This is a genomic window from Rhodoferax sp. EU05-FHT12H12, assembly GCF_058791215.1.
Genome location: NZ_JBYTDI010000002.1, coordinates 944222 through 967294, shown reverse-complemented (window position 1 = coordinate 967294; position 23073 = coordinate 944222). Strand labels below are relative to the sequence as shown.

The 23073-nt window shown below is 62.8% G+C and carries 22 protein-coding genes; 7 read left to right on the top strand and 15 right to left on the bottom strand.

Annotated elements, in window-relative coordinates; genetic code table 11:
• Positions 1-96: 96 nt before the first annotated feature.
• From AC3WS7_RS09420 to AC3WS7_RS09410, 3 genes are all read right to left on the bottom strand, one after another.
• Entirely contained in the window at positions 97-669 is a 573-nt protein-coding gene (locus tag AC3WS7_RS09420) for an SPOR domain-containing protein (protein ID WP_492656155.1), read from the bottom strand.
• 111 nt (positions 670-780) lie between these two features.
• Positions 781-1272, bottom strand: a complete 492-nt coding sequence (locus AC3WS7_RS09415) for a cyanophycin metabolism-associated DUF1854 family protein (RefSeq protein WP_296465327.1) — start codon at positions 1270-1272, stop codon at positions 781-783.
• Positions 1269-3530, bottom strand: a complete 2262-nt coding sequence (locus AC3WS7_RS09410) for a cyanophycin metabolism-associated ABC transporter (protein WP_492656154.1) — start codon at positions 3528-3530, stop codon at positions 1269-1271. The genes AC3WS7_RS09415 and AC3WS7_RS09410 overlap by 4 nt, the downstream gene beginning before the upstream one ends.
• Before the next feature lie 149 nt (positions 3531-3679).
• On the opposite strand from AC3WS7_RS09410, the gene AC3WS7_RS09405 reads away from it, so the two are divergent.
• Entirely contained in the window at positions 3680-5854 is a 2175-nt protein-coding gene (locus AC3WS7_RS09405; protein ID WP_492656153.1) for a cyanophycin synthetase, read from the top strand.
• A gap of 7 nt (positions 5855-5861) precedes the next feature.
• On the top strand, positions 5862-8447 hold the full coding sequence (gene cphA, locus AC3WS7_RS09400) for a cyanophycin synthetase (protein ID WP_492656152.1): 2586 nt from the start codon (positions 5862-5864) through the stop codon (positions 8445-8447).
• Positions 8448-8524: 77 nt separating this feature from the next.
• Here cphA and AC3WS7_RS09395 read toward each other — a convergent pair whose 3' ends face one another.
• The 4 genes from AC3WS7_RS09395 to AC3WS7_RS09380 all read right to left on the bottom strand — a co-directional run bounded on the left by AC3WS7_RS09395 (position 8525) and on the right by AC3WS7_RS09380 (position 10834).
• Positions 8525-9541, bottom strand: a complete 1017-nt coding sequence (locus tag AC3WS7_RS09395; protein WP_492656151.1) for an NAD(P)H-dependent glycerol-3-phosphate dehydrogenase — start codon at positions 9539-9541, stop codon at positions 8525-8527.
• A 55-nt stretch (positions 9542-9596) separates the two neighbouring features.
• Positions 9597-10040, bottom strand: coding sequence for a protein-export chaperone SecB (secB, locus tag AC3WS7_RS09390; RefSeq protein WP_492656150.1), 444 nt, complete (start codon positions 10038-10040; stop codon positions 9597-9599).
• Between the two features lie 84 nt (positions 10041-10124).
• Complete coding sequence (grxC, locus tag AC3WS7_RS09385; protein WP_296468789.1) at positions 10125-10388, bottom strand: glutaredoxin 3; 264 nt, start codon at positions 10386-10388, stop codon at positions 10125-10127.
• Between the two features lie 32 nt (positions 10389-10420).
• Positions 10421-10834 carry a rhodanese-like domain-containing protein gene (locus AC3WS7_RS09380; RefSeq protein WP_492656149.1) on the bottom strand — a complete coding sequence of 138 codons (414 nt, stop codon included), beginning with the start codon at positions 10832-10834 and terminating at the stop codon, positions 10421-10423.
• Between the two features lie 105 nt (positions 10835-10939).
• On the opposite strand from AC3WS7_RS09380, the gene gpmA reads away from it, so the two are divergent.
• From gpmA to AC3WS7_RS09355, 5 genes are all read left to right on the top strand, one after another.
• The gene (gene gpmA, locus AC3WS7_RS09375) at positions 10940-11683 is read left to right on the top strand and encodes a 2,3-diphosphoglycerate-dependent phosphoglycerate mutase (RefSeq protein WP_296468786.1); all 744 of its coding nucleotides are present in this window, start codon (positions 10940-10942) and stop codon (positions 11681-11683) included.
• 98 nt (positions 11684-11781) lie between these two features.
• Positions 11782-13218: a S41 family peptidase gene (locus AC3WS7_RS09370; protein WP_296468784.1), complete on the top strand. Its 1437-nt coding sequence runs from the start codon at positions 11782-11784 to the stop codon at positions 13216-13218.
• A 6-nt stretch (positions 13219-13224) separates the two neighbouring features.
• Positions 13225-13974, top strand: coding sequence for a HesA/MoeB/ThiF family protein (locus tag AC3WS7_RS09365; RefSeq protein WP_492656148.1), 750 nt, complete (start codon positions 13225-13227; stop codon positions 13972-13974).
• A 103-nt stretch (positions 13975-14077) separates the two neighbouring features.
• A complete protein-coding gene (locus tag AC3WS7_RS09360) occupies positions 14078-14872 on the top strand; it encodes a GGDEF domain-containing protein (RefSeq protein WP_492656147.1) in 795 nt (264 codons plus the stop codon).
• On the top strand, positions 14872-15708 hold the full coding sequence (locus tag AC3WS7_RS09355; RefSeq protein WP_296468778.1) for a MinD/ParA family protein: 837 nt from the start codon (positions 14872-14874) through the stop codon (positions 15706-15708). The genes AC3WS7_RS09360 and AC3WS7_RS09355 overlap by 1 nt, the downstream gene beginning before the upstream one ends.
• Positions 15709-15726: 18 nt before the next feature.
• On the opposite strand, the gene AC3WS7_RS09350 is transcribed toward AC3WS7_RS09355, so the two are convergent.
• The 8 genes from AC3WS7_RS09350 to aspS form a co-directional block, all read right to left on the bottom strand.
• Complete coding sequence (locus AC3WS7_RS09350; protein ID WP_492656146.1) at positions 15727-16563, bottom strand: DUF429 domain-containing protein; 837 nt, start codon at positions 16561-16563, stop codon at positions 15727-15729.
• 4 nt (positions 16564-16567) lie between these two features.
• On the bottom strand, positions 16568-17449 hold the full coding sequence (locus tag AC3WS7_RS09345) for an EamA family transporter (protein ID WP_492656145.1): 882 nt from the start codon (positions 17447-17449) through the stop codon (positions 16568-16570).
• Between the two features lie 18 nt (positions 17450-17467).
• Positions 17468-17890, bottom strand: a complete 423-nt coding sequence (locus tag AC3WS7_RS09340; RefSeq protein WP_296468772.1) for a BLUF domain-containing protein — start codon at positions 17888-17890, stop codon at positions 17468-17470.
• Positions 17891-17894: 4 nt separating this feature from the next.
• A complete protein-coding gene (gene folE, locus AC3WS7_RS09335; RefSeq protein ID WP_296468770.1) occupies positions 17895-18596 on the bottom strand; it encodes a GTP cyclohydrolase I in 702 nt (233 codons plus the stop codon).
• 113 nt (positions 18597-18709) lie between these two features.
• Positions 18710-19912 (bottom strand): cardiolipin synthase ClsB, encoded by a 1203-nt coding sequence (gene clsB / locus AC3WS7_RS09330; RefSeq protein WP_492656144.1) that lies wholly within the window; start codon positions 19910-19912, stop codon positions 18710-18712.
• Positions 19909-20655, bottom strand: coding sequence for an endonuclease/exonuclease/phosphatase family protein (locus AC3WS7_RS09325; RefSeq protein ID WP_492656143.1), 747 nt, complete (start codon positions 20653-20655; stop codon positions 19909-19911). Before AC3WS7_RS09325 ends, clsB begins: the two co-directional genes overlap by 4 nt.
• Positions 20652-21149, bottom strand: a complete 498-nt coding sequence (nudB, locus tag AC3WS7_RS09320; protein WP_296468765.1) for a dihydroneopterin triphosphate diphosphatase — start codon at positions 21147-21149, stop codon at positions 20652-20654. The genes AC3WS7_RS09325 and nudB overlap by 4 nt, the downstream gene beginning before the upstream one ends.
• 75 nt (positions 21150-21224) lie before the next feature.
• A complete protein-coding gene (gene aspS / locus AC3WS7_RS09315) occupies positions 21225-23039 on the bottom strand; it encodes an aspartate--tRNA ligase (protein ID WP_492656142.1) in 1815 nt (604 codons plus the stop codon).
• Between the last annotated feature and the right edge of the window lie 34 nt (positions 23040-23073).

Here is a 23073-nt window from a genome sequence, read left to right as displayed (position 1 = left end):
CGACGGGATCGATGGAATGCAAAGGCGAAGGCCGCAGCGGAGCGGGTCCGCAATGGGGCCATGCAGAAAAGAAAAAGGGCCGCGTGGCCCTTTGCTTTATTTGTGGCGGAAGACGATGGCTTCGAGCTGCAGGGATCGAATTTTCTTGGCCGCTGTGTCCGCCTTGGCTTTGGTGGGGAAACCGCCCACCCGCACGCGGGTCAACTTGCCCACATTGGTTTCCAGCAACTCGGTATACGCGGGCAGGCCCGCCTTCTCCAGCTTCTGAAACGCATGGCTGGCATTGCTGGGCACGGCAAACAAACCCACGTTGATGTAGTAGCCACGCTCCATCTTCATGGGACCTGCGGGCTTGGGTGGTGCCACAGGTGCCGGCTCTGGGGGCAGGCTGGCCATGGGCGCCACCTCTGGCGTGGCAGGCTCCACCACCGGGCTGCTGGTGACCACGGGGGCGGGCTCCATGGGTGCCGATGCGGCAGCGCCGGGGGCGCTGGCAGTGGGCGAGGTGGTGGTGTCGGCTGCGGCAGGTTCGGTGTCGCCCCAGAAGGTCAGTGCCTTGGGCCAAATGGCGCAGCCCGACAGCAGCAAGACACAGGCCACTACCGCACCCGCCAGTTGGAGCTTGCGAACGGTCTGGGTGCGGTGGGAAAGAATCGACAGAGTGGACATGGGGAAGTGCTTTCTGTTCTGGGCAGCATTGCGCGGGTGCGCTGGCGTCAGCCCCAAAATGTACCGCAAGCCCAGGCCGGTGCGAGCACCCACTGACCCGGAAACAACACCCTACAGGAAGCGGTCCAGGACTTTCTTGCTGTGGGTGTCCAGCGCAAACTGGTCGCGTACCAGGTACTGGATGCCGTGCGCGTCGGCGATCAGCAGGCCGTTGTCCTTCCCGATGCGGCGGATGTCTTCGTCTCCGCGCAGCACAAACTCGGTGTTGCCACGGTCCGTTTCCACCGCCCAGGTGCAGGGCGTGGAGTAGCTGGTAACCGACACAATGCGCGTGACCACCGGCATGAATTCCCGCGTGGTGAGCTCGGCCCGAATCAAATCCTGCGCGGGCTGCGGCACATCGGCCAGCAGGTCTACCCAGGCTACTTCCTTGCCATCGGTACTCACCAGCGAGATGCCGTCGTCCGGCGACTGGATGGGGAAGGCGCGCACCGGCACCACACCTTCAAAACGTTCGCCCGCCTCATTGGTCAGCACCAGCTTGCCAAAGGGTGTGCGCTCCAGCGCAAAGCGACTGGCCGTCACGGTTAGCAGGGCGCTCATGCGGATTCCTCCAAGAGATTGTTGTTGCGCGCCTGCGCTTGATAAAGGTTGTAATAGGCGCCTTCGGCAGCCATCAACGCGTCGTGGGTGCCTTCTTCCACCACCCGTCCGCGGTCCAGCACCACCAGGCGGTCGGCCCGATGCAGGGTAGACAGGCGGTGCGCAATGGCGATGGTGGTGCGGCCTTGCACCAAATTCTCCAGCGCCTTCTGGATTTCCTTCTCGGTCTCGGAGTCCACCGACGAGGTGGCTTCGTCCAGGATCAGGATGCGCGGGTCGATCAGCAGCGCGCGCGCGATCGAGATGCGCTGGCGCTCGCCACCCGACAGGCCCTGGCCGCGCTCGCCCACCATGGAGTCATAGCCCTGTGGCAGGCGCAGGATAAATTCGTGTGCATGGGCGGCGCGGGCGGCCGCAATGATCTGTGCGCGGGTGGCATCCGGTTTGCCATAGGCAATGTTGTCGGCAATGGTGCCGAAGAACAAAAACGGCTCCTGCAGCACCAGGCCAATGTTCTGGCGGTAGTCCGAAATGGCGAAGGAGCGGATGTCCACCCCGTCCACCAGAATCGCGCCTTCCGACACATCGTAGAAGCGGCAAATCAGGTTCACCAGCGTGCTCTTGCCCGATCCGCTGTGGCCTACCAAACCAATCATCTCGCCGGGCGCAATCTTCAGGCTGATGCCGCGATTCACCTCGCGGTTGCCATAACGAAAGCCCACATCACGCACCTCGATGCGGCCCTGCACCTGGCCCATGGGCACAGGATTGACGGGTTCGGGCACGCTGGAGACATGGTCCAGGATGTCAAAAATGCGTTTGGCGGCCGAGGCCGACTTTTGCGTGACCGAGACAATCCGGCTCATGGAGTCCAAGCGGCCGTAAAACCGGCTGATGTAGGCAATGAAGGCGGTCAGCACCCCCACCGTGATGTCACCCTTGGACACCTGCCAGATGCCAAACGCCCACACCACCAACAGGCCCAGCTCGGTCAAAAACGACACGCTGGGCGAAAACAGCGACCAGATTTTGTTGATGCGGTCGTTCACCGCCAGGTTGTGTTTGTTGGCCTCGCGGAAGCGCGCCGCCTCACGTTTTTCCTGCGCAAAGGCCTTGACCACGCGCACGCCCGGAATGGTGTCGGCCAGCACATTGGTCACCTCGCCCCAGACGCGGTCGATCTTCTCGAAACCGGTGCGCAGGCGGTCGCGCACAAAGTGGATCATCCAGGCAATGAACGGCAGCGGCACCAGCGTCACCAGCGCCAGCCAGGGGTTGATGGAGAACAGGATGATCGCCGTCATGGTCAGCATGATCACGTCGGTGGCAAAGTCCAGCAGGTGCAGCGACAGGAACACGCAAATGCGGTCACTCTCGCTGCCAATGCGCGACATCAAATCGCCGGTGCGTTTGCCACCGAAGTACTCCAGCGACAGGCGCAGCAGGTGCTCGTAGGTGGTGGTGCGCAGGTCGGCACCAATACGCTCGGACACCAGGGCCAGGATGTAGGTCTTGGCCCAGCTCAGCACCCAGGCCAGCAAGGCGGACCCCAGCAGCCCGCCCATGTACATGCCCACCAGCATGGGATCGATCGTCTGCCCGTTCTGGAATGGGATCAGCACGTTGTCCATCAACGGCATGGTCAGGTAGGGAGGCACCAGGTTGGCGGCCGTGCCCAGCAACGTCAGCACAAAGCCCAACAGCAACTGGCCGCGATAGGGCTTGGCAAAGCGCCACAGGCGAAACAGGGTCCAGGTGCTGGGCGGGGTGTGGACCACCTTGGTGCAGACCGGGCATTCCTCCTGGTCGGCCTCCAGCGGGGCCTTGCAGCTGGGGCAGACCTGGGTGAGCGCCTGCGCCAGGGGGCGGCCAGACACCGTGCTCTCCAACTGGGCCTGGAACTGGTCGACCAGGCGCAGGGCGTGCAGGTTTTGGCCCAGCGTGAAGCGCCAGGTAGCCAGCTGGCCGCTGACATCCTGCAAATCGAGATGGCCCACACCCGCATGGTCGTGGTGCTGCAGACTTTGGCCGGCTTGCAGGTCCCAGGACTGCCAGTGCCCGTTGGGCCCCATCCGGCTCAGCAAACGCTGGCTGGTCACCAGCACCAGCCCTTTGACGAAGCGCAGTTGGGTGTCAAGGTCAACCTCCAGCGAGGCCAATACGTTCTCTTGGGGGTGCAGCTGCTGCTGCACAGTGGCCCGCCATTGCGGAGCAAGCTCTCCGGGCAGCACAGAAACAGCAAGGGCGTCAGGGGTCATCTACTTCAAGGGAAAAGGTTTAACTCGGGATTTTGCGTCATCTGCGCGCCAAGGCGCCAATAACAAATCCGTTACACAACACGGGGGCTGAGCGAAAATACATAACGCGCGCCGCGTCACAATGGTGCACCGCCCCTTCTCACACAGCCATGACAGCCAAGAAAAACATCGACATTCTCCGGGTTACGTACCTGCGCGGTCCCAACATCTGGACCTACCGCCCCGTCATCGAGGCTTGGTTGGACATTGGCAGTCTGGAGGACCACCCCTCCAACACCCTGCCCGGCTTCTACGAACGCCTGACCACCTGGCTACCGGGCCTGATTGAACACAAATGCAGCCCCGGCGTACGCGGCGGCTTTTTGCAGCGCCTGCAAGAAGGCACCTGGGCCGCCCACATCGTGGAACATGTCACGCTGGAAATCCAGAACCTGGCCGGCATGCAGACCAGCTTTGGCAAAGCCCGTCAGACCTCCAAACCAGGTGTTTACAAGGTGGCGTTTCGCACCCGGCAAGAGCAGGTGGGCCGCCAGGCCCTGGTGGTGGCGCGCGATCTGGTGGTGGCGGCCATCAACAACACCCCTTACGACCTGGAAGCCCCCCTGGCCGCGCTGCGCGAGATGGTGGACTCCCTGTGCCTGGGCCCCAGCACCACCAGCATTGTGGATGCAGCGACGGACCGCGGCATTCCCCACATCCGGCTGACCGAAGGCAACCTGGTGCAACTGGGCTATGGCAATGCGCAGCGCCGTATCTGGACCGCTGAAACCGACCAGACCAGTGCGATTGCCGAAGAAATTGCCAGCGACAAAGACCTGACCAAGAGCCTGCTGAAGGCCTGCGGCGTGCCAGTGCCTGAGGGTACGCTGGTCAACTCCCCGGCCGCAGCCTGGGAAGCCGCCCAGGACATTGGCCTGCCCGTGGCCATCAAACCTTATGACGGCAACCACGGTCGGGGGGTCACCCTGGACCTCTCGGACCAAGCCAGTGTGGAAACGGCCTTCCAGGTGGCCAAGGAACAAAGCGGTGGCAGTGTCATCGTCGAAAAGTTCATTCCCGGCAACGAACACCGTTTGCTGGTGGTGGGCAAGCAGGTCGTGGCCGCAGCCCGTGGCGAATCCGCCTGGGTGGTAGGCGATGGCAGCTCCACCGTGACCGCTCTGGTGAACCAGCAAATCAACACCGACCCACGCCGGGGCGAGGAAGAAGAAGCGCCACTGAGTCCGATTGAACCGCAAAAAAGCCCGGAGGTGCAGCTGGAGCTGCGCCGCGCCGGGCTGACGCCCGACTCCATTCCGGCCAAAGACCAGAAGGTGCTGATCCAGCGCAACGGCAACGTGGCCTGGGACGTGACCGACCAGATGCACCCCACGGTCGCCGCCACTGCGGCCCTGGCCGCCCGCGTGGTGGGCCTGGACATTGCGGGCATCGACATGGTGATGGAAGACATCAGCAAGCCCATGAAAAGCCAGCGTGGCGCCGTCATTGAGGTGAACGCCAGCCCCGGTCTGCTGGCCCACATCAAGCCCGCCAACGGCGAAGGCCGCCCCGTGGGCCGTGCCATCGTGGAACACCTGTTTGAGCCGCAGGCCGATGGCCGTATCCCCGTCATTGGCATCACCGGCACCCAAAACACAGGCCGCTTGGCGCGCCTGGTGGCCTGGCTGGTGCACATCAGCGGTCGGCACGTGGGCCTGGCCTGCAGCGAAGGCCTGTACCTGGACGGCCGCCGCGTGGTCGCCAGCGATTGCGCCCGCTGGGAGCCCAGCCAGCGCCTGCTGATCAACCGCTCCATCCAGGCCGCTGTGTTTGAGAACAGCAGCGCCATGGTGCTGGGCGAGGGCCTGGCCTATGACCGTTGTGCCGTGGGGGTGGTGACCGATGTGGGCTGGACCGAATCACTGCGGGACTTCGACATTCTGGACGCCGAGCAGGCCTTCAAAGTCACCCGCACCCAAGTCGATGTGGTGCTGCCCAGTGGTACCGCCGTGCTCAATGCCACCGACCCACAGGTGGTGGAGCTGGCCGAACTGTGTGATGGCCAAGTGATTTTTTATGCCCCCGATGCGCAGCACCCGACGCTGGTGGCGCACCGTGCGGCCGGCAAGCAAGTGGTGTTTGTGCGGGATGGTGAGGTGGTGCTGGCCCAACAGGCCGAAGAGATCGCCCTGCTCCCGCTGCAAACCTTGAACCCGGTAAAGGCCGCCCAGCCTGAACTGGTGATGGCTGCCGTGGCCGCAGCCTGGGCGCTGAATATTCCCGTCGAATTGATCGCAGCCGGTCTGCGCACCTTCGACTCCAACCCCAAGAAAACTCCCTACTGAGCCCTCCATGCAAGTGAACCGCATCCGCGCCCTGCGCGGCCCCAATTTGTGGACCCACCACACGGCCATCCAGACCGTGGTGGAGTGCAGCGCTGACGAGTGCCACATTGCTGCGCTGCCGGGATTCGAACCCCGCCTGCGCGCACGTTTCCCAGAGATCAGCCCCTTCCAGGCTACCGGCCATGACGACCAGGTGCCGATGGCGCGGGTGCTGGAGTTGGCCATGCTGGGCCTGCAAGCCCAGGCCGGTTGCCCGGTCACCTTCAGTTGCACCACCCCCACAGTCGAACAACATGTGTTCCAGGTGGTGGTGGAGTACAGCGAAGAAGAGGTGGGCAAGCTCGCGCTCGAACTGGCCCAACAACTGTGCCAGGCCGCATTGGACGACACGCCCTTTGACCTGCCGGCGGCACTGGAGCAGCTGCGCGAACTCGACGAAGACGTGCGCCTGGGCCCCAGCACGGGCTCCATCGTGGACGCGGCGGTGGCCCGCGGCATTCCCTACAGCCGCATGACCGAGGGCAGCATGGTGCGCCTGGGCTGGGGCAGCAAGCAGCGCCGTATCCAGGCAGCAGAAATGGACGCCACCAGCGCCATTGCCGAAGCCATTGCGCAGGACAAGGAGCTGACCAAAAAACTGCTGGCCGCCGCAGGCGTGCCGGTACCCGGTGGCCGTGCGGTCACCGATGCCGACGATGCCTGGGCCGCAGCCCAAGAGATTGGCCTGCCCGTGGTGGTGAAGCCCAACGACGGCAACCAGGGCAAGGGCGTGACGGTGAACATCACGAGCCGTGAACAGCTGGTCAAAGCCTATGCCACTGCACGTGCGTTCCGCGACGACATCCTGGTCGAGCGGTTCATGCCCGGCAACGACTTCCGCCTGCTGGTCATTGGCGACAAGCTGGTCGCCGCGGCCCGGCGCGACCCGCCCAAGGTGGTGGGTGATGGCGTGCACACCATCGCGCAGTTGGTGGAGCAGGTCAACCTGGACCCCAAGCGCGGCTCCGGCCACGCTACCTCGCTGACCAAAATCCGCTTTGACGACATTGCCCACGCCTGCCTGGCCACCCAAGGCCTGACCGCAGAGTCGGTGCCCGACAAGGGCCAACGCGTGAACCTGCGCAACAACGCCAACCTGTCCACCGGCGGCTCGGCCACCGATGTGACCGACGATGTGCACCCCGAGGTGGCCGCACGCGCGATTGCCGCGGCGCACATGGTGGGCCTGGACATCTGTGGTGTGGACGTGGTGAGCGACAGCATCCTGCAACCGCTGGAAGAACAAGGTGGTGGTGTGGTGGAAGTGAATGCCGCACCGGGCCTGCGCATGCACCTCTCGCCCTCGTTTGGCAAGGGCCGCGCCGTGGGCGAGGCCATCATTGGCAGCATGTTCAAAAAGGGCCAGGACGGCCGTATTCCTGTGGTGGCCGTGACCGGTACCAACGGCAAGACCACGACAGTGCGCCTGATCTCGCACCTGCTGACCCAAAGCGGCCTGCGCGTAGGCATGACCAATACCGATGGCGTCTATGTCAATGGCGAATGCATAGATACCGGCGACTGCAGCGGCCCCAAGAGCGCACGCAGCGTGCTGCTGCACCCCGACACCGACGCCGCAGTGCTGGAAACCGCCCGCGGCGGTGTGCTGCGCGAGGGCCTGGCCTTTGACCACTGCGATGTGGCGGTAGTGACCAATGTGGGCAGCGGCGACCACCTGGGCCTGAACTACATCACGACCGTCAACGAGTTGGCCGTGCTCAAGCGTGTGATCGTGCAAAACGTGTCCACCACCGGCACCGCCGTGCTCAATGCGGCCGACCCCATCGTGGCGGCCATGGCGGCCAAGTGCAAGGGCTCCGTCACCTTCTTTGCCACTGATAAAAATCACCCTGTCATGGCCACCCACCGTGCGCAAGGCCATGCGGTGGTGTTTGTCGAAAGCGGCCACCTGATCGCTGCCAAGGGCGAGATGCTGCAGTCCATTCCGCTGGCCGATGTGCCGGTGACCCTGGGCGGTGCGATTGGCTTCCAGGTCGAGAACGTCATGGCCAGCGTGGCCGCAGCCTGGGCGCTGGGCCAGGACTGGGCCAGCATCCGCAAGGGCCTGGCCAATTTTTCCAACGACAGTGACAACGCACAAGGCCGTTTCAACCTGTTCACCTACCGCGGTGCCACCGTGATTGCCGACTACGGCCACAACCCCGACGCCATGCTGGCGCTGGTGCAAGCGGTGGAGGCCATGCCAGCCACACGCCGCTCCGTGGTCATCAGCGGTGCCGGTGACCGGCGCGACCAGGACATCCGCCAACAAACCGAAATCCTGGGCAATGCCTTTGACGAGGTGGTGATGTTTGAGGACCAGTGCCAGCGTGGCCGGCAGGACGGCGAGGTGATTGCCCTGCTGCGCGAGGGCCTGGTCCATGCCAAGCGCGCGGTCAGCCGCTCGGAAGTGTTTGGCGAGTTCCTGGCAATTGACACCGCACTGGACAAGCTGCAGCCCGGCGAGCTGTGCCTGGTGCTGGTGGACCAGGTGGAAGAAGCCTTGGCGCACATTGCCGCCAAGGTGGCCCAGGCTAACGGAAAAGCGAGCTAGGTTTCAGCGCCGGGCCGCCCCAAGCTGCAACGGCCCCCTTGGGGGGCAGCGACCCGCGCAGCGGCGGAGCGTGGGGGCTAACCCCCCTCGGCGGTCGGTTCGCGGCCCATCAGGGCCATCACCGCTTGGGCCGGCTGCAGGCGACCGTCCAGCAAGTCCACCACCCCTTGGGTGATGGGCATGGGTACACCCAGGTGCTGTGCGCGTTGCAACACGGTTCGCGCGCTGTACACCCCTTCGGCCACATGCCCCAAGGCCTGCACAGCTTGCGCCAAGGTCTGGCCCTGGGCCAGTGCCAAACCCACCTTGCGGTTGCGAGACAGGTCACCGGTCGCTGTCAGCACCAGATCGCCCAAGCCGCTGAGGCCCATGAAGGTCTCGGGCTTGGCCCCCAGCGCCAGCCCCAGCCGGGTGATTTCCGCCAGCCCGCGCGTCACCAGCGCTGCGCGGGCATTCAGGCCCAGGTGCAAACCGTCGCACAAGCCAGTGGCAATCGCCAGTACGTTTTTTACAGCGCCGCCCACTTCCACGCCGACCACATCGTCATTGGCGTAGACACGCAGGGAACTGCCGTGGAAAGCGGTGACGAGGGCGTCGCGCACGGCCGCGTGGGCGCTGGCAGCGACCAGCGCGGTGGGTTGGCCCGCTGCCACCTCTTGCGCAAAACTGGGGCCACTCAGTACACCGGCCAGCAATTGGGGAGCGGCTTGCGCTTGTACCTCATGGCCCATCAGGCCATGCCCCCCCTGGGCCGCGGATTCAAAGCCCTTGCACAGCCAGGCCACGGGTGCAGACACCCCCTGCAGTTGGGTCAGCATGCCGCGCAGGGCGGCCATGGGCGTAGCCACCACCACCAGGTCAGAAGGCTGTAGCGCCGCCAGTCGCAAAGCCAATGGCTCGGCGCTCAGTTGCAAAGAAGGGGGCAAGGCTTGCGCCGGCAGGTAACGCACGTTTTCACGCCGTGCCGCCATGTCGGCGACCAGGGCCGCATCGCGCGCCCACAACGTGACCGTGCGGCCAGGCTGCGGTGCGCGTGCCGCGCTGATGGCTAGGGCTGTACCCCATGCACCCGCCCCCAATACTATGATATTCATAGCTGCTCGCGCAATATCCATGCGGGCTAGAGGCCCAAAAGACCTCTAAACACGCTTACTGGGGCAAGCTGCCAGCGGTGTCCGCTTGCTGTTGCTCGTACATCGCCTGGAAGTTGATTTCCGACAGGTGCACGGGCGGGAAGCCGCCGCGCTGGATCAGGTCGGCCACGTTGCCACGCAGGTAGGGGTAGACGATTTGCGGGCAGGCGATGCCCATGATCTGGCCCAGTTGTTCCTGGGGCAAGTTGCGGATTTCAAAAATGCCGGCCTGCTTGGCTTCGACCAGAAACACGGTTTTCTCTTCAATCTTGGTGGTGACCGTGGCGGTCACGCAGACTTCATACACGCCGTCGGCCACGGGTGCCGCTTCCACGCCAAGCTGGATGTCGACCGAAGGCTGCTCTTGTTGCAGCAAGATGGCGGGGGAATTGGGTTGCTCCAGCGACGCTTCCTTCAGGTACACGCGTTGAATCTGGAATACGGGATCTTGGTCAGCCATGGCAATAGTCTCTCTAGATAAACAGAAGCCCGCCGGCACAACACCGACGGGCTACGAAAACAAAATTCGCTGGGTGGAATTATGTCAGGCCGCTGCGCCCAACAAGGGAAGCAAGCCCCCCCGGCTGTCCAATGCCATCAGGTCATCACATCCGCCCACGTGGGTGTCGCCGATAAAAATCTGCGGCACCGTGCGCCGACCGGTAATTTCCATCATTTTCATGCGTTCTTCCGGGTGGGCATCGACGCGGATTTCTTCGATGGACTCAACACCCTTGGACTTGAGAATCCGCTTGGCCTGCACGCAGTAGGGGCAGACGGCGGTGGTGTACATCTTGACGGCTTGCATGGTCTTTCTTACCTCGGTTCAGCGGGCCTGGATCAGGCCTTTTCGACGGGGAGGTTAGCGGTTTTCCAGGCTTTGAGTCCGCCAGCCAGCGATTGGGCCTGCTCGTAACCCAGTTTCTTGGCCGTGGCCACCGCACGGCCCGAACGTGCGCCGGTCTGGCACACCAGCACCACGGGCAGGGCTTTGTTCTTCACCAAACCGGGCAGCTTGGCTTCCAGATCGGCCAGGGGAATGTTCTTGGAGCCCACGATGTGGCCCTGCGCAAACTCTTCGGGCTGGGACACGTCCACCACCACCGCCTTCTCGCGGTTGATCAGTTGCACTGCCGCATTGGGAGCAATGCCCACCGCCGTTGCTCCCTGCAACACGGGCCAGAGCAAGAGCGCGCCAGATGCGAGGGCGGTCAAAATAAGCACCCAGTTGTAGCTATTGAGAATAAATTCCACTTTGTTCCTTGTTGGTTACTTCACACTAACCCGGCATTTTAGAATGGCGAGCTGTACGCCGCCGGGCACGCTGCCCGGTCCCCCCACTGCTTTGTGACCCATACCATGTACAAACTCGTTCTCGTACGCCACGGCGAATCCACCTGGAACCTTGAAAACCGCTTCACCGGCTGGACCGATGTGGACCTGACCCCCCTGGGTGTGGAACAGGCCAAAACTGCCGGCAAGCTGCTCAAGGCCGACGGCTACGAGTTCGACGTGGCCTACACCAGCGTACTCAAGCGCGCCACCCGCACCCTCTGGCACACGCTGGACGAAATGGACCGCACCTGGCTGCCAGTGGTGCACAGCTGGCGCCTCAATGAGCGCCATTACGGCGCCCTGCAGGGCTTGAACAAGGGTGAAACAGCCAAGCAATACGGGGACGACCAAGTGCTGGTCTGGCGCCGCAGCTACGACACCCCTCCGCCCGCACTGGAAGCTACCGACCCCCGCAGCGAGCGCACCGACATCCGCTATGCCAAGCTGCAGGCCGAGCAAATCCCGCTGACCGAGTGCCTGAAAGACACCGTAGCCCGCGTGCTGCCATTCTGGAACGAGTCCATGGCACCCGCCATCCTGGCGGGCAAACGCATCGTGGTCGCGGCCCACGGCAACTCTATCCGCGCACTGATCAAGTACCTGGACAACATTTCCGATGACGACATCGTCGGTGTGAACATCCCCAACGGCATCCCGCTGGTCTACGAGCTGGATGCCAACCTCAAACCCATCCGCCACTACTACCTGGGTGACGCTGAAGCCGCGGCCAAGGCCGCTGCCGCGGTGGCCTCCCAAGGCAAGGCCTGAGCGATCCAGACCGGCCCCACTGAAATAGTGGGGCTGCCCGGGAACTGGGGCAAAAGAGTGACCTCCAAGGTGTATATTGACGCGGCACAGGAATACATATGGGTCACAAACTGAAAATTACCGGCTGGATTGCATTGGGCGCACTGGCCGGGGCACTAACCACCGTGTCGCTGCAAACCGTAGCGCGCAACACCCTGACCCCCTTGCCACTGGAAGAGCTGCAGCAGCTCGCCGCAGTGTTTGGCATGGTCAAAAGCGACTATGTGGAGCCGGTAGACGAGAAAAAACTCATCACCGATGCCATTGCCGGCATGGTGGCCAGCCTGGACCCGCACTCCCAATACTTTGACAAAAAGTCCTTCAAGGAATTCCGCGAGGGCACGTCGGGCAAATTTGTGGGCGTGGGCATCGAAATCACGCAAGAAGACGGCCTCGTCAAAATTGTCTCGCCCATTGAGGGCTCCCCGGCTTTCCGCGCGGGCCTCAAGACCAATGACCTGATCACCAAGATTGACGACACCGCCGTTAAAGGCCTGTCACTCAATGACGCCGTCAAGCGCATGCGCGGCGAGCCCAACACCAAGGTGCTGCTCACCATCTATCGCAAAGACGAAAACCGCACTTTTCCGGTGACCATCACACGCGAAGAAATCAAGCAGCAGTCGGTGCGCGGCAAAGTCATTGAACCGGGCTACGCCTGGATTCGCATCAGCCAGTTCCAGGAACGCACCGTTGATGACTTCGCCAGGAAGCTCGACGAAGTCTACAAACAGGAACCCAAACTCAAGGGCTTGGTGCTGGATCTGCGTAACGACCCCGGTGGTTTGCTCAATGCGGCCGTTGCCATTTCGGCGGCGTTTTTGCCTGAAAACGTCACCGTGGTGTCCACCAATGGCCAAACTGCGGAGAGCAAACAGGTTCTCAAAGCCACTGCACGTGATTACCTGGTCCGGGATGGCTCGGATGCCATCAAGTCCCTACCCGCCAGCCTGAAGAAAATTCCGTTGATCGTGCTGGTGAACGAGGGCTCAGCGTCAGCCAGCGAAATCGTGGCGGGAGCCCTGCAAGACCACAAACGCGCCACCATCATGGGCAGCCAAACGTTTGGCAAAGGCTCGGTGCAAACCTTCCGCCCCCTGGGCCCCGATACCGGCTTGAAGATCACCACCTCGCGCTACTACACCCCCAGCGGCCGATCCATCCAGGCCAAGGGCATCGTGCCCGACGTCATGGTGGACGACACCGAAGAAGGCAGCCCCTACGCCGCCCTGCGCATGCGCGAGGCCGATCTGGAAAAGCACCTGACCAGCGGCCAGGGCGAAGAGAAAAAAGACCCGGCGCGCGAGAAGGCCCGTGAAGAAGCCATGAAGCGCCTCGAAGAAGAGTCGCGCAAACCCGCATCGGAACGCCGTGCACCGGAGTTTGGCTCTGACAAAGACTTCCAGCTGCAACAAGCCATCAATCAGCTCAAGGGCAAGCCAGTGATGGTGAGCAAAACGCTGACCGAGCGCAAGGAAGAAAGCAAGGACAACTGATCTGCCATGCAGGATGACGCGCTGCTGCGTTACTCGCGGCACATTCTTCTGGATGAGATCGGTATCGAGGGGCAAGAGCGGCTCAACGCTGCCCACGCCCTGGTCATAGGCGCCGGCGGCCTGGGCTCCCCGGCCGCCATGTACCTCGCATGTGCCGGGGTCGGCCAGATCACGGTGCTCGACCCCGACACCGTCGACCTGACCAACCTGCAGCGACAAATTGCGCACACCACCCCCCGTGTGGGTGAATCCAAAGTCAGCTCCCTGGCCACCACCCTGCAAGGGCTCAACCCCTTGGTACGGGTCACGCCCATCCACGGCAAGGCCGATGCGGACACCCTGCCCGCCTGGGTGCAGCAGGCCGACGTGGTGCTGGACTGCTGCGACAACTTCAGCACCCGCCAGGCAGTCAACGCAGCCTGCGTGGCACACCGCACTCCCTTGGTTTCCGGCGCGGCCATTCGCTTTGACGGACAGATCAGCGTCTTTGATCCGCGTGCCGACGATGCACCGTGTTATGCCTGCGCCTTTCCGCCGGGCGACGCCCCCCCCGAAACCCAATGCGCCACCATGGGCGTGTTTGCACCTCTGGTGGGCATCATCGGCGCCATGCAAGCCGCCGAGGCTCTCAAGCTGCTGCTGGGCCTCTCTCCCAGCTTGGCGGGGCGCCTGCTGATGTTGGACGCTCGGGGCATGGAGTGGACCGACGTGCGCCTGCCGCGACAAGCGAATTGCCCCGTGTGCGCAGGGCGTTGAAGCAGTACAGATCCGGCGGCAAGACCGGGCAAATTCTGGTCTCAGCCCCAAAGCTTCCTGTTAGACTTTCAAGACGCTTTTGCGCCCCCTCTTGACGCACCCTGTGGCCACCAACGCACCTTCCTCACCCGTCGATCTTCTGCATTTGCAGTTGGACGACGCACGTGCCTTGCTCCACCACGGCCTGAACCTCAGCCTGCCATCGGCAGAAGCCTCTGCCACCGTGCACTTGCAAGCCATCATTGATGGCCTGTGCGAACTTTCGCTCAAGGACCCGCTGACCGGCTTGGCCAACCGCCGCCACTTCCGATCGGTGGTGGACCGGGCGATTGACGTGGTGGCCCGCTCGGGTGAACCCGCGCTGATGCTGATGCTGGACATTGACCACTTCAAGAAAGTCAATGACACCTACGGTCACCAAACCGGTGACCTGGTGTTGCAGGCGGTTGCCAAAACCCTGCAGGGCTGTGTACGCCCCATGGATACGGTGGCACGCTTGGGTGGCGAAGAATTTGCCGTGATGCTGCCCAGTTGCCACACCGCCTATGGCTCCATCGTGGCTGAACGCATCCGCAAAGCCATAGAGAGTTTGCCCATCCCGATTGCGCCAGGACAGAGCATCCAGGTCACGATCAGTGTGGGCGGGGCCTTTGCGCCCGAGTGGGTGCGTTCCACCACGGCCCTGTGGAGCGAACGCGCCGATCAGCAGCTCTACCGAGCCAAAGCCGAAGGCCGCAACCGCGTGTTGCTGGACCAGCAGCAGGAAGTATTTGTCAGTGCCGAAGAAAAGAATCTTTTGTTTGGTCACTTGTCGCTGGGCGACCCCGCCTGGATCGAAAGCGCCCCCACCGACATGTCGGGCGGGAATAACAATGGCGCCATGCAGAGGGTTTTTTAATGTCCGACGTGCTAAATCCTCCCGAATCCGCTGAAGGCAGCACCGGTGTGCCGCTCAAGCCTTTGGGCAAAGTGGTAGCCGTCACCAGTGGCAAAGGCGGCGTGGGCAAGACCTTTGTGTCGGCCAACCTCGCGGCGGCCCTGGCCAAACGCGGCCACCGCGTACTGGTGCTTGATGCCGACTTGGGCCTGGCCAACCTGGACGTGGTGCTGAACCTGTACCCCAAGGTCACCCTGCACGATGTGTTCACCGGCAAGGCCAAGCTCGAAGAAGCCATCATCCGTGCGCCCGGCGGCTTCTCGGTGCTGCTGGCAGGTTCCGGCATGGTCGAGTACTCGCGCCTGACGCCGGAGGTGCGCGACGACTTTTTGCGCATCATGTCCGGACTGGTGCCGCACTACGACGTGGTGCTGCTGGATACCGGTGCCGGCATCTCCGATGTGGTGCTGTTTGCCGTGTCCTTGGCCTCCGAGGTACTGGTGGTGGCCACCCCCGAGCCGACCTCGCTCACCGATGCCTACGCCACCATCAAGGTGCTGGCCAGCCAGCAAAAACGCAGCAGCATCCGTGTGGTGATCAACCAAACCGCCCGCCTGGGCGATGGCCGCGCCATCACCACCCAGTTGCAGCAGGTGTTGGACCGCTTTGTCACCACCGAAAGCGGCAAGCCACTGAAGTTGGTACACATGGGCGATATTCCGGCCGACCCCTCCGTACGGCAGGCCATCATGCGTCGACAACTGCTGATGCAAACCATGCCTGGCTGCCCTGCCGCCCTGGCGATTGCCCAACTGGCGATCAAAATCGAAGAGACGGTTGCGCCTCGCGCGGCCTGAGCCTCCGGCGGTGGCCGCTCAGGCCGTCAGAATCCAGCCCTCCAGCGGGTCCAGCATCTCGGGCAAGCCGTAACGGGGGTGTCCCGTGTCTGACTGCTGCTGTGCCCACGCTGCCTGCACCAGACACATCACCGCGTCCAACGCGTCGCCTGATGCGTCATGCGCCAAAGCCTCTCTTTGGGCATGGCTGAGTTTGAGGCGCAAGCCCAAGCGGGTGTTACCTGTTTCCAGTCCATGGATGACATCCATGCGGGCAATCAGGCGTTCGGGCGTCTGCTTGGTGACATCGTCACTTTTGTAGCTGCGTGCCCCCACCATCTCACGTGCCAGCAATGCGGGGTACGCCTCCAGGGCTACCCGGGCGGGTTGTGTGCCCGCGGGCAACGCAGGCTGCACACCGGGTAGGTACGCCCCGGCATCGAGCAGCCTCGGCACACCCGCGTGCAGCATGTACGCCACGGGCGGATTCACCCATTTCATGGAAGGACTGGAGGCGGCCGGGCCATCGGTGGCACGGTGGGCAAACTTGCTGCCCACCGGCCGCGCGTCGCAAAAGGCAGCAAACTGCGCACGAATATCCGTCCGCGACAGGCTGGCATAGTGGCGGATACAGGGCTCCCACTCCAGCGGCCATCCCAGAGTCTGGACCAGCACGCGCGGCAGACCAAAGGGCAGGTCAAAGGCACCCGTCCAGGCAGGGTGTTGCAACAACCAGGCGCTGAACGCGTCCAGCGAGCTGACACGCTCCAAAGCCTGCAACAGGACCCTGCCCCGGTCCACGCGGCCCGTGGCCAGCACGATCTGCTTGCGCCGCGACGGGCTGCTGGAAAAATCACACCCCACCAGCAAGGTCATCCACTCACCCCAGGGCCAAGGCCATCACACCGACGGCAATGCAGACGGCCCCCAGAAGGCGGGCCACACGGTCGCCCTCGCCCAGCAAATGCCCACCCAGCAAGGCGGCAAACAGCATGGACACCTCGCGTGCGGGCGCCACATGGCTCATGGGCGCACGCTGCATGGCGTACAGCACCAACACATAGGAAACGGGGCTGATGATGCCCACAATGAGCGCGTACTTCCATTGCCGGGCCCACAAGGCCGCTGCGGCCGGGCGGTCACGCAACACGGTTGGCAGCAAAAAGACCAGACGGACAAAGTTGCCAAAGTAATCCACCAAGATCGGTGACAGCAGCAAGACTTTCACCGCATAACCATCGACCAAGGTGTAACTGGCAATAAACACACCGGTGAGCAAGCCGTAGACCATGCCCTTGCGGATCCGTGCGCGCTGCAGGGGGTCATGTGCCTGGCGAAACAAGCCAGGTCCACCAGCCACCAGAAACACCCCGCCAACCACCGCCACGATGCCCAGTGCCCCCCAACGGGAGATGTGCTCCCCCAGAAAGAAAATGGCCACCATGGATGAGAGCAAAGGACCAGAGCCGCGTGCCAGCGGGTAGACCACCGTGAGGTCTGCCTTGCGGTAGCCACGCAGCAACACCACGTAATAGACCACATGCAGAACACCGCTGAGCGCCACAAAGGCCCATTCGGTGGTCCCCCAGCCGGGTACTTGTTCCCAGCCCAGCCAGAACCCCAGTGGCGCCCAGAAGACCATCATCACCAGCGCCGTGAAACAGGCAAAACGTGCGTCACCGCCCGCTTTCTTGGCAGCGATATTCCAGCTTGCGTGGATCAGGCCGGCAAAAATAACCAGTGCAAGGGCGCTAACCGGCATCCTGGGGATGGGCCAATCTCAGGCGCGACCGATGATGGACGCGGTGGCCATCAGCTCTTCCAACAACGCCAATGACACCTTGCCAGATACCGAGTAGGGGTCCAGCTCGGGTTTCTCGGCGTACTTGAGCAGGATGTTGGTGTTGATCTTGGACATGTTCACCTGGCCCATGGTCCACCCGCCAAAGCGGCGCTCAGTGATTTCCTCGTAGTGCAGCAGCACTACGTCTTTGTGACGCACATCTTTCTGGATGTGGCCATACAGCTCGCTCACGGCCATGCGCCCCCCTTCGATGGCCTGCAGAAAGATGCCGCCGCCGTAACACAGAATGCCGGTGATGCCGCACGTGGGGTTGTAGTGGCGTGACTGGGTCAGGATGGCCTCGATGGCGTCCGGATTGGAGTCAATCGCGCGGCTGGCGTAGAGCAAACGAACCAACATGGCATTAGCCTTTCCGGGGAATCAGTGAAAGAAATTCGCGACGCAAAGTGGGGTCTTTGAGGAACACGCCGCGCATGACCGAGTTGATCATCTTGCTGTCCATGTCCTTCACACCGCGCCAGGCCATGCAGTAGTGGCTGGCCTCCATCACGATGGCCAGGCCATCGGGTTGGGTTTTCTCCTGGATCAGGTCGGCCAGCTGCACCACCGCTTCCTCCTGAATCTGGGGGCGGCCCATGATCCACTCGGCCAGGCGTGCGTACTTGGACAGGCCAATGACATTGGTATGTTCATTGGGCATCACACCAATCCAGATCTTGCCAATCACCGGGCAAAAGTGGTGACTGCAGGCGCTGCGCACGGTGATGGGGCCCACGATCATGAGCTCGTTCAAGTGGCCCACGTTGGGAAATTCGGTGATGCTGGGTGCCGGGACATAACGGCCGCGGAACACCTCGTTGACATACATCTTGGCCACACGGCGGGCCGTGTTGTCGGTATTGTGGTCGTGTTCGGTATCAATCACCAGGCTGCTGAGCACGCCCTTCATCTTCTCCTCCACCTCGTCCAGCAGCAATTCCAGCTCGCCGGGTTCGATGAAAGGGGCAATGTTGTCGTTGGCGTTGAAGCGTTTGCGCGAGGCCAAAAGGCGTTCGCGAATTTTGACGGAAACCGGGGTTCCCTCGTCGGTATCGGTGGGTTTCATGGGGCTCTATGAAATCAAGAATGCAAGCATGTTACCAGTCTTTGAATAGTAGGGTTTTTAGCCTACAGCCCCCATGGATACTGCGCAAGCAGCTACTATTTTTATAGCAAAACTCAATACCGGCGCCCCGCCAGCAACAAAGTCAGGCGCATCAACCCGTAGGCCAACCAGTCCAGCGCCCGCTGCCCCCAGGGGCGCCGCCCAAAATCCAGGGCATCCAGCGCACGGCCATGCTGGGCCATCGCCGCCTCCAGACGCTGTTGCAGTGCCGCGGCAAAGGCGGCATCCTGCACCACTACGTTGGCCTCACGTGCCAGCAGCAAACTCAGCGGGTCCAGGTTGGACGAACCCACCGTGGCCCACTGCTGGTCCACCACGGCCACTTTGGCATGCAGGAAGCCGCTGGTGTACTCATGGATTTCGACCCCTGCAGCCATCAACAGCCCAAACACCGGCCGCGCCGCGTGGTACTGCATGAAGTACTCGTAGCGTCCCTGTAGCAACAGGCGAACCCGCACGCCCCGCTGCGCTGCATGCACCAGCGCACGCAGCAACTTGCCGCCCGGCAAAAAGTAGGCATTGGCAATCAGCACCTCGCGCTGCGCAGTGCCCAGTGCCTTGCGATAGGCACGTTCGATGCGTTTGCGATTGCGTACGTTGTCGCGCAACACCAGCGCGGCCAGCGCCCCGCCCTGCGATACGGGCACGGCCTCCCGCGCCTGGGGGCGTGCCATGGTCAGCCACACGGCGCGGGCAGCAGACCACTGGCCTTGCTCCAGCTGGCGAGTGGCCAGCAAACGGTCCCACAGCTGGGCCATGGCGGTATGCACCTGGGCCACCAAGGGCCCTTGCGCCTGTACCGCAAAGTCAAACCGTGCCACCTGCTGCGGCCCATGCTGGGGGTCACTGTAGTCGTCCAGTATGTTGATGCCCCCACAAAACGCGACCGCGCCGTCCACCACCGCCAGCTTGCGGTGCAGGCGGCGCCAGTGGCTGGGCACCAGCAAGCCCAACCGCCCCAGCGGTGCGAAGCGCAACCAGTGCACCCCAGCGGCATCCCAGCGCTGCTGCCACTGCGGCGGCACCTGCGGCGTGCCAATGCCGTCCATCAGCAGCGCCACGCGCACGCCACGTAGGGCCGCACACTCCAGGGCCTGGGCCACGCGCTCGCCTTCCACGTCAAAAGCATAGATATAGGTTTCCAGCCGTACCTCTGTATGGCTGGCGTCTACGGCGGCAAGCAGCGCGCGGAAGTAGTCGTGCCCTCCCTGCAGCAGCTGCAGTTGGTGACCAGGCAAATACGTCGCATCCGTCATGACGAGTCAGGCCAGACGAACTCGGCAATCAGTGGGAGGTGGTCCGACATGCGCCACCAGTTCCGACCATGGGGCACGGTCACCCCCACCGGTTTCAGGCCACGCGCAAACACATGGTCCAGCTGCACCAGCGGCATGCGCGAGGGAAAGGTGGGGTGACGCCCCTGCGTATGCGCCACCAAACCGGCGGGCCCCAGGATACGGGCAATGGATGGCCCCCACTCATTGAAGTCACCGGCCACCAGCAACGGCGCAGCCGCAGGTATTTCGCGCACAACAAACCGCACCAGCTGCTGCAGCTGGCGCAGGCGGCTGGCCCGAATCAGCCCCAGATGCACCACCAGGACATGCACAGGGCGCTCCTCCAGCAGCAGCTCTACATGCAGCAAACCACGTTGCTCAAAGCGGTGGTCCGACATGTCTTCGTGCTGGTGCGTGAGCACCGGCCAGCGAGACAGCAGCGCATTGCCATGCTCGCCATGGCGGGTGACCGCATTGGTGCGGTACACCGCCTCATACCCCTCGGGCGCCAGAAACTCGGCTTGCGGCAGCTCGGGCCAATGGGCAAAGTACTGCGCCTCGCGGCGGTGCACTTTGCGCACCTCCTGCAGACACACCACATCGGCGTCGAGCTGCTCCACCGCATGGCCCAGGTTGTGGATCTCCAGGCGCCTCGCCGGCCCCAAACCCTGCACGCCCTTGTGGATGTTGTAGGTGGCAATACGCAAGGTGGTCTGGGTCATGGGGCTGGCTCGCGTGTCTGTTGTGTCTGTTGGGGCAGTTGAAGAATCGCTTCCGCATTCGATGGCGAGAAGCAGCGGTCTGCCGCCTCCGCAAAGGGCAACCACTGGTAGTGCGTATGCTCCCGCGGGTTCAACGTGATGGCCACGCCATCGGGAACCTGCAGCCCAAACAGGCGCTCGGTGTTGTGCGTCACACCCGGCGCATAGCGGTGCAACCAGCGGGGATAAATGGCGTACACATTCTCCACCCCCCAGTCGTGCAAGTGCGGTGCCAGTGCACGACCCCGCGTGCAGTCCAGGCCAGTTTCTTCCAGCACCTCGCGTGCCGCAGTCTCTGCCCAGGGCTCGCCCAACGCATCTTTGCTCCCGGTAACCGACTGCCAGAACGCGGGCGCCTCAGGATCGGCCTCCGTACGGCGGATCAGCAGCACATCCCAAGACGGTGTGTAGATCACAACCAGCACGGACTGCGGGATTTTGAAAGGCTTGGGCATGGTCTCCGCAAGAAAAAAGGGCGCTCTGTGAGCGCCCTTTCATTGTGCACCAGCCCCGTGGCTGGAACCGTACGGTCAAGCCGCCTTGGCAGCGTCCAGGTTGCGCAGGCGGATGTGCAGCTCGCGCAATTGCTTTTCGTCCACCGGACTCGGGGCTTGCGTGAGCAAACACTGGGCACGCTGGGTTTTGGGGAAGGCGATCACGTCGCGGATGGACTCGGCACCGGTCATCAGCGTGACGATGCGGTCCAGACCGAAGGCCAGGCCACCGTGCGGGGGCGCGCCGTACTGCAGCGCATCCAGCAGGAAGCCGAACTTGAGCTGGGCTTCCTCGGGCGTGATCTTGAGTGCATCGAACACCTTTTGCTGCACATCGGCGCGGTGGATACGCACGGAGCCACCCCCCATTTCCCAGCCGTTGAGCACCATGTCGTAGCCCTGCGAGATGCACTTCTCAGGCGCGGTAACCATCCAGTCTTCGTGGCCGGCCTTGGGCGCAGTGAAGGGGTGGTGCACGGCGGTGTAACGCTGGTTTTCCTCGTCGAATTCGAACATCGGGAAGTCCACCACCCACATTGGCCTCCAACCCGCGGTAAACAAACCGTTTTTCTTGCCGAATTCGCTGTGACCCACCTTGAGACGCAGCGCGCCAATGGCGTCGTTGACGATCTTTTCTTTGTCAGCACCGAAGAAAATCAGGTCGCCGTTTTGTGCACCGGTGCGCTCCAGCACCGCAGCCAGGGCCGCATCGTGGATGTTTTTGACGATGGGGCTTTGCAAACCATCACGGCCCTTGGACAGGTCGTTGACGCGGATGTAGGCCAGGCCTTTGGCGCCGTAGATCTTGACGAACTCGGTGTACGCGTCGATCTCACCACGGCTGATGCCACCGCCTTCAACGGAACCACCGGGCACGCGCAGGGCCACCACGCGGCCACCCTTCATGGTGGCAGCACCGGAGAAGACCTTAAAGTCCACGTCCTTCATCACGTCGGTCAGTTCTGCGAACTGCAGGTTCACGCGCAGGTCAGGTTTGTCGGAGCCATACAGGCGCGCAGCATCCTGGTAAGTCATGACCGGGAACTCGCCGAGATCCACACCGATGGTGTTCTTGAACACCGTCGTGATCATGCCCTGGAACATCGCGCGGATGTCTTCCTCGCTCAGGAACGAGGTTTCGATATCGATCTGGGTGAACTCGGGCTGGCGATCAGCGCGCAAGTCTTCGTCGCGGAAGCACTTGGTAATCTGGTAGTAGCGGTCAAAGCCCGCCACCATCAGCAACTGCTTGAACAGTTGGGGGGACTGGGGCAGCGCGAAAAACTGGCCATCGTGCACACGGCTGGGCACCAGGTAGTCACGCGCGCCCTCGGGTGTGCTCTTGGTCAGCATGGGGGTTTCGATATCGACAAAACCATTGGCGTCCAGGAACTTGCGCACTTCCATGGACACGCGGTAACGCAGCATCAGGTTGTTCTGCATGTAGGGGCGGCGCAGGTCCAGCACACGGTGCGTCAGGCGCGTGGTCTCGGACAGGTTTTCGTCATCGATCTGGAATGGGGGGGTGACGGAGGCATTGAGCACCGTCAACTCATGACACAGCACTTCGATCTTGCCGCTCTTCAGGTTGTCATTCGTGGTGCCTTCGGGGCGCGCACGCACCAGGCCTTTGATCTGCACGCAGTATTCGTTGCGAATGTCCTCTGCCACTTTGAACATGTCGGCGCGGTCGGGGTCGCACACCACCTGCACATAACCTTCGCGGTCGCGCACATCGACAAAAATCACACCACCGTGGTCACGGCGACGGTTCACCCAACCACACAGGGTTACGGTTTCGCCCATCAGGGCTTCGGTCACAAGACCGCAATAGTGGGAGCGCATGGCCATAGCTTGCTTTCAGTTCGTCGCCTCGTGGGCAGCG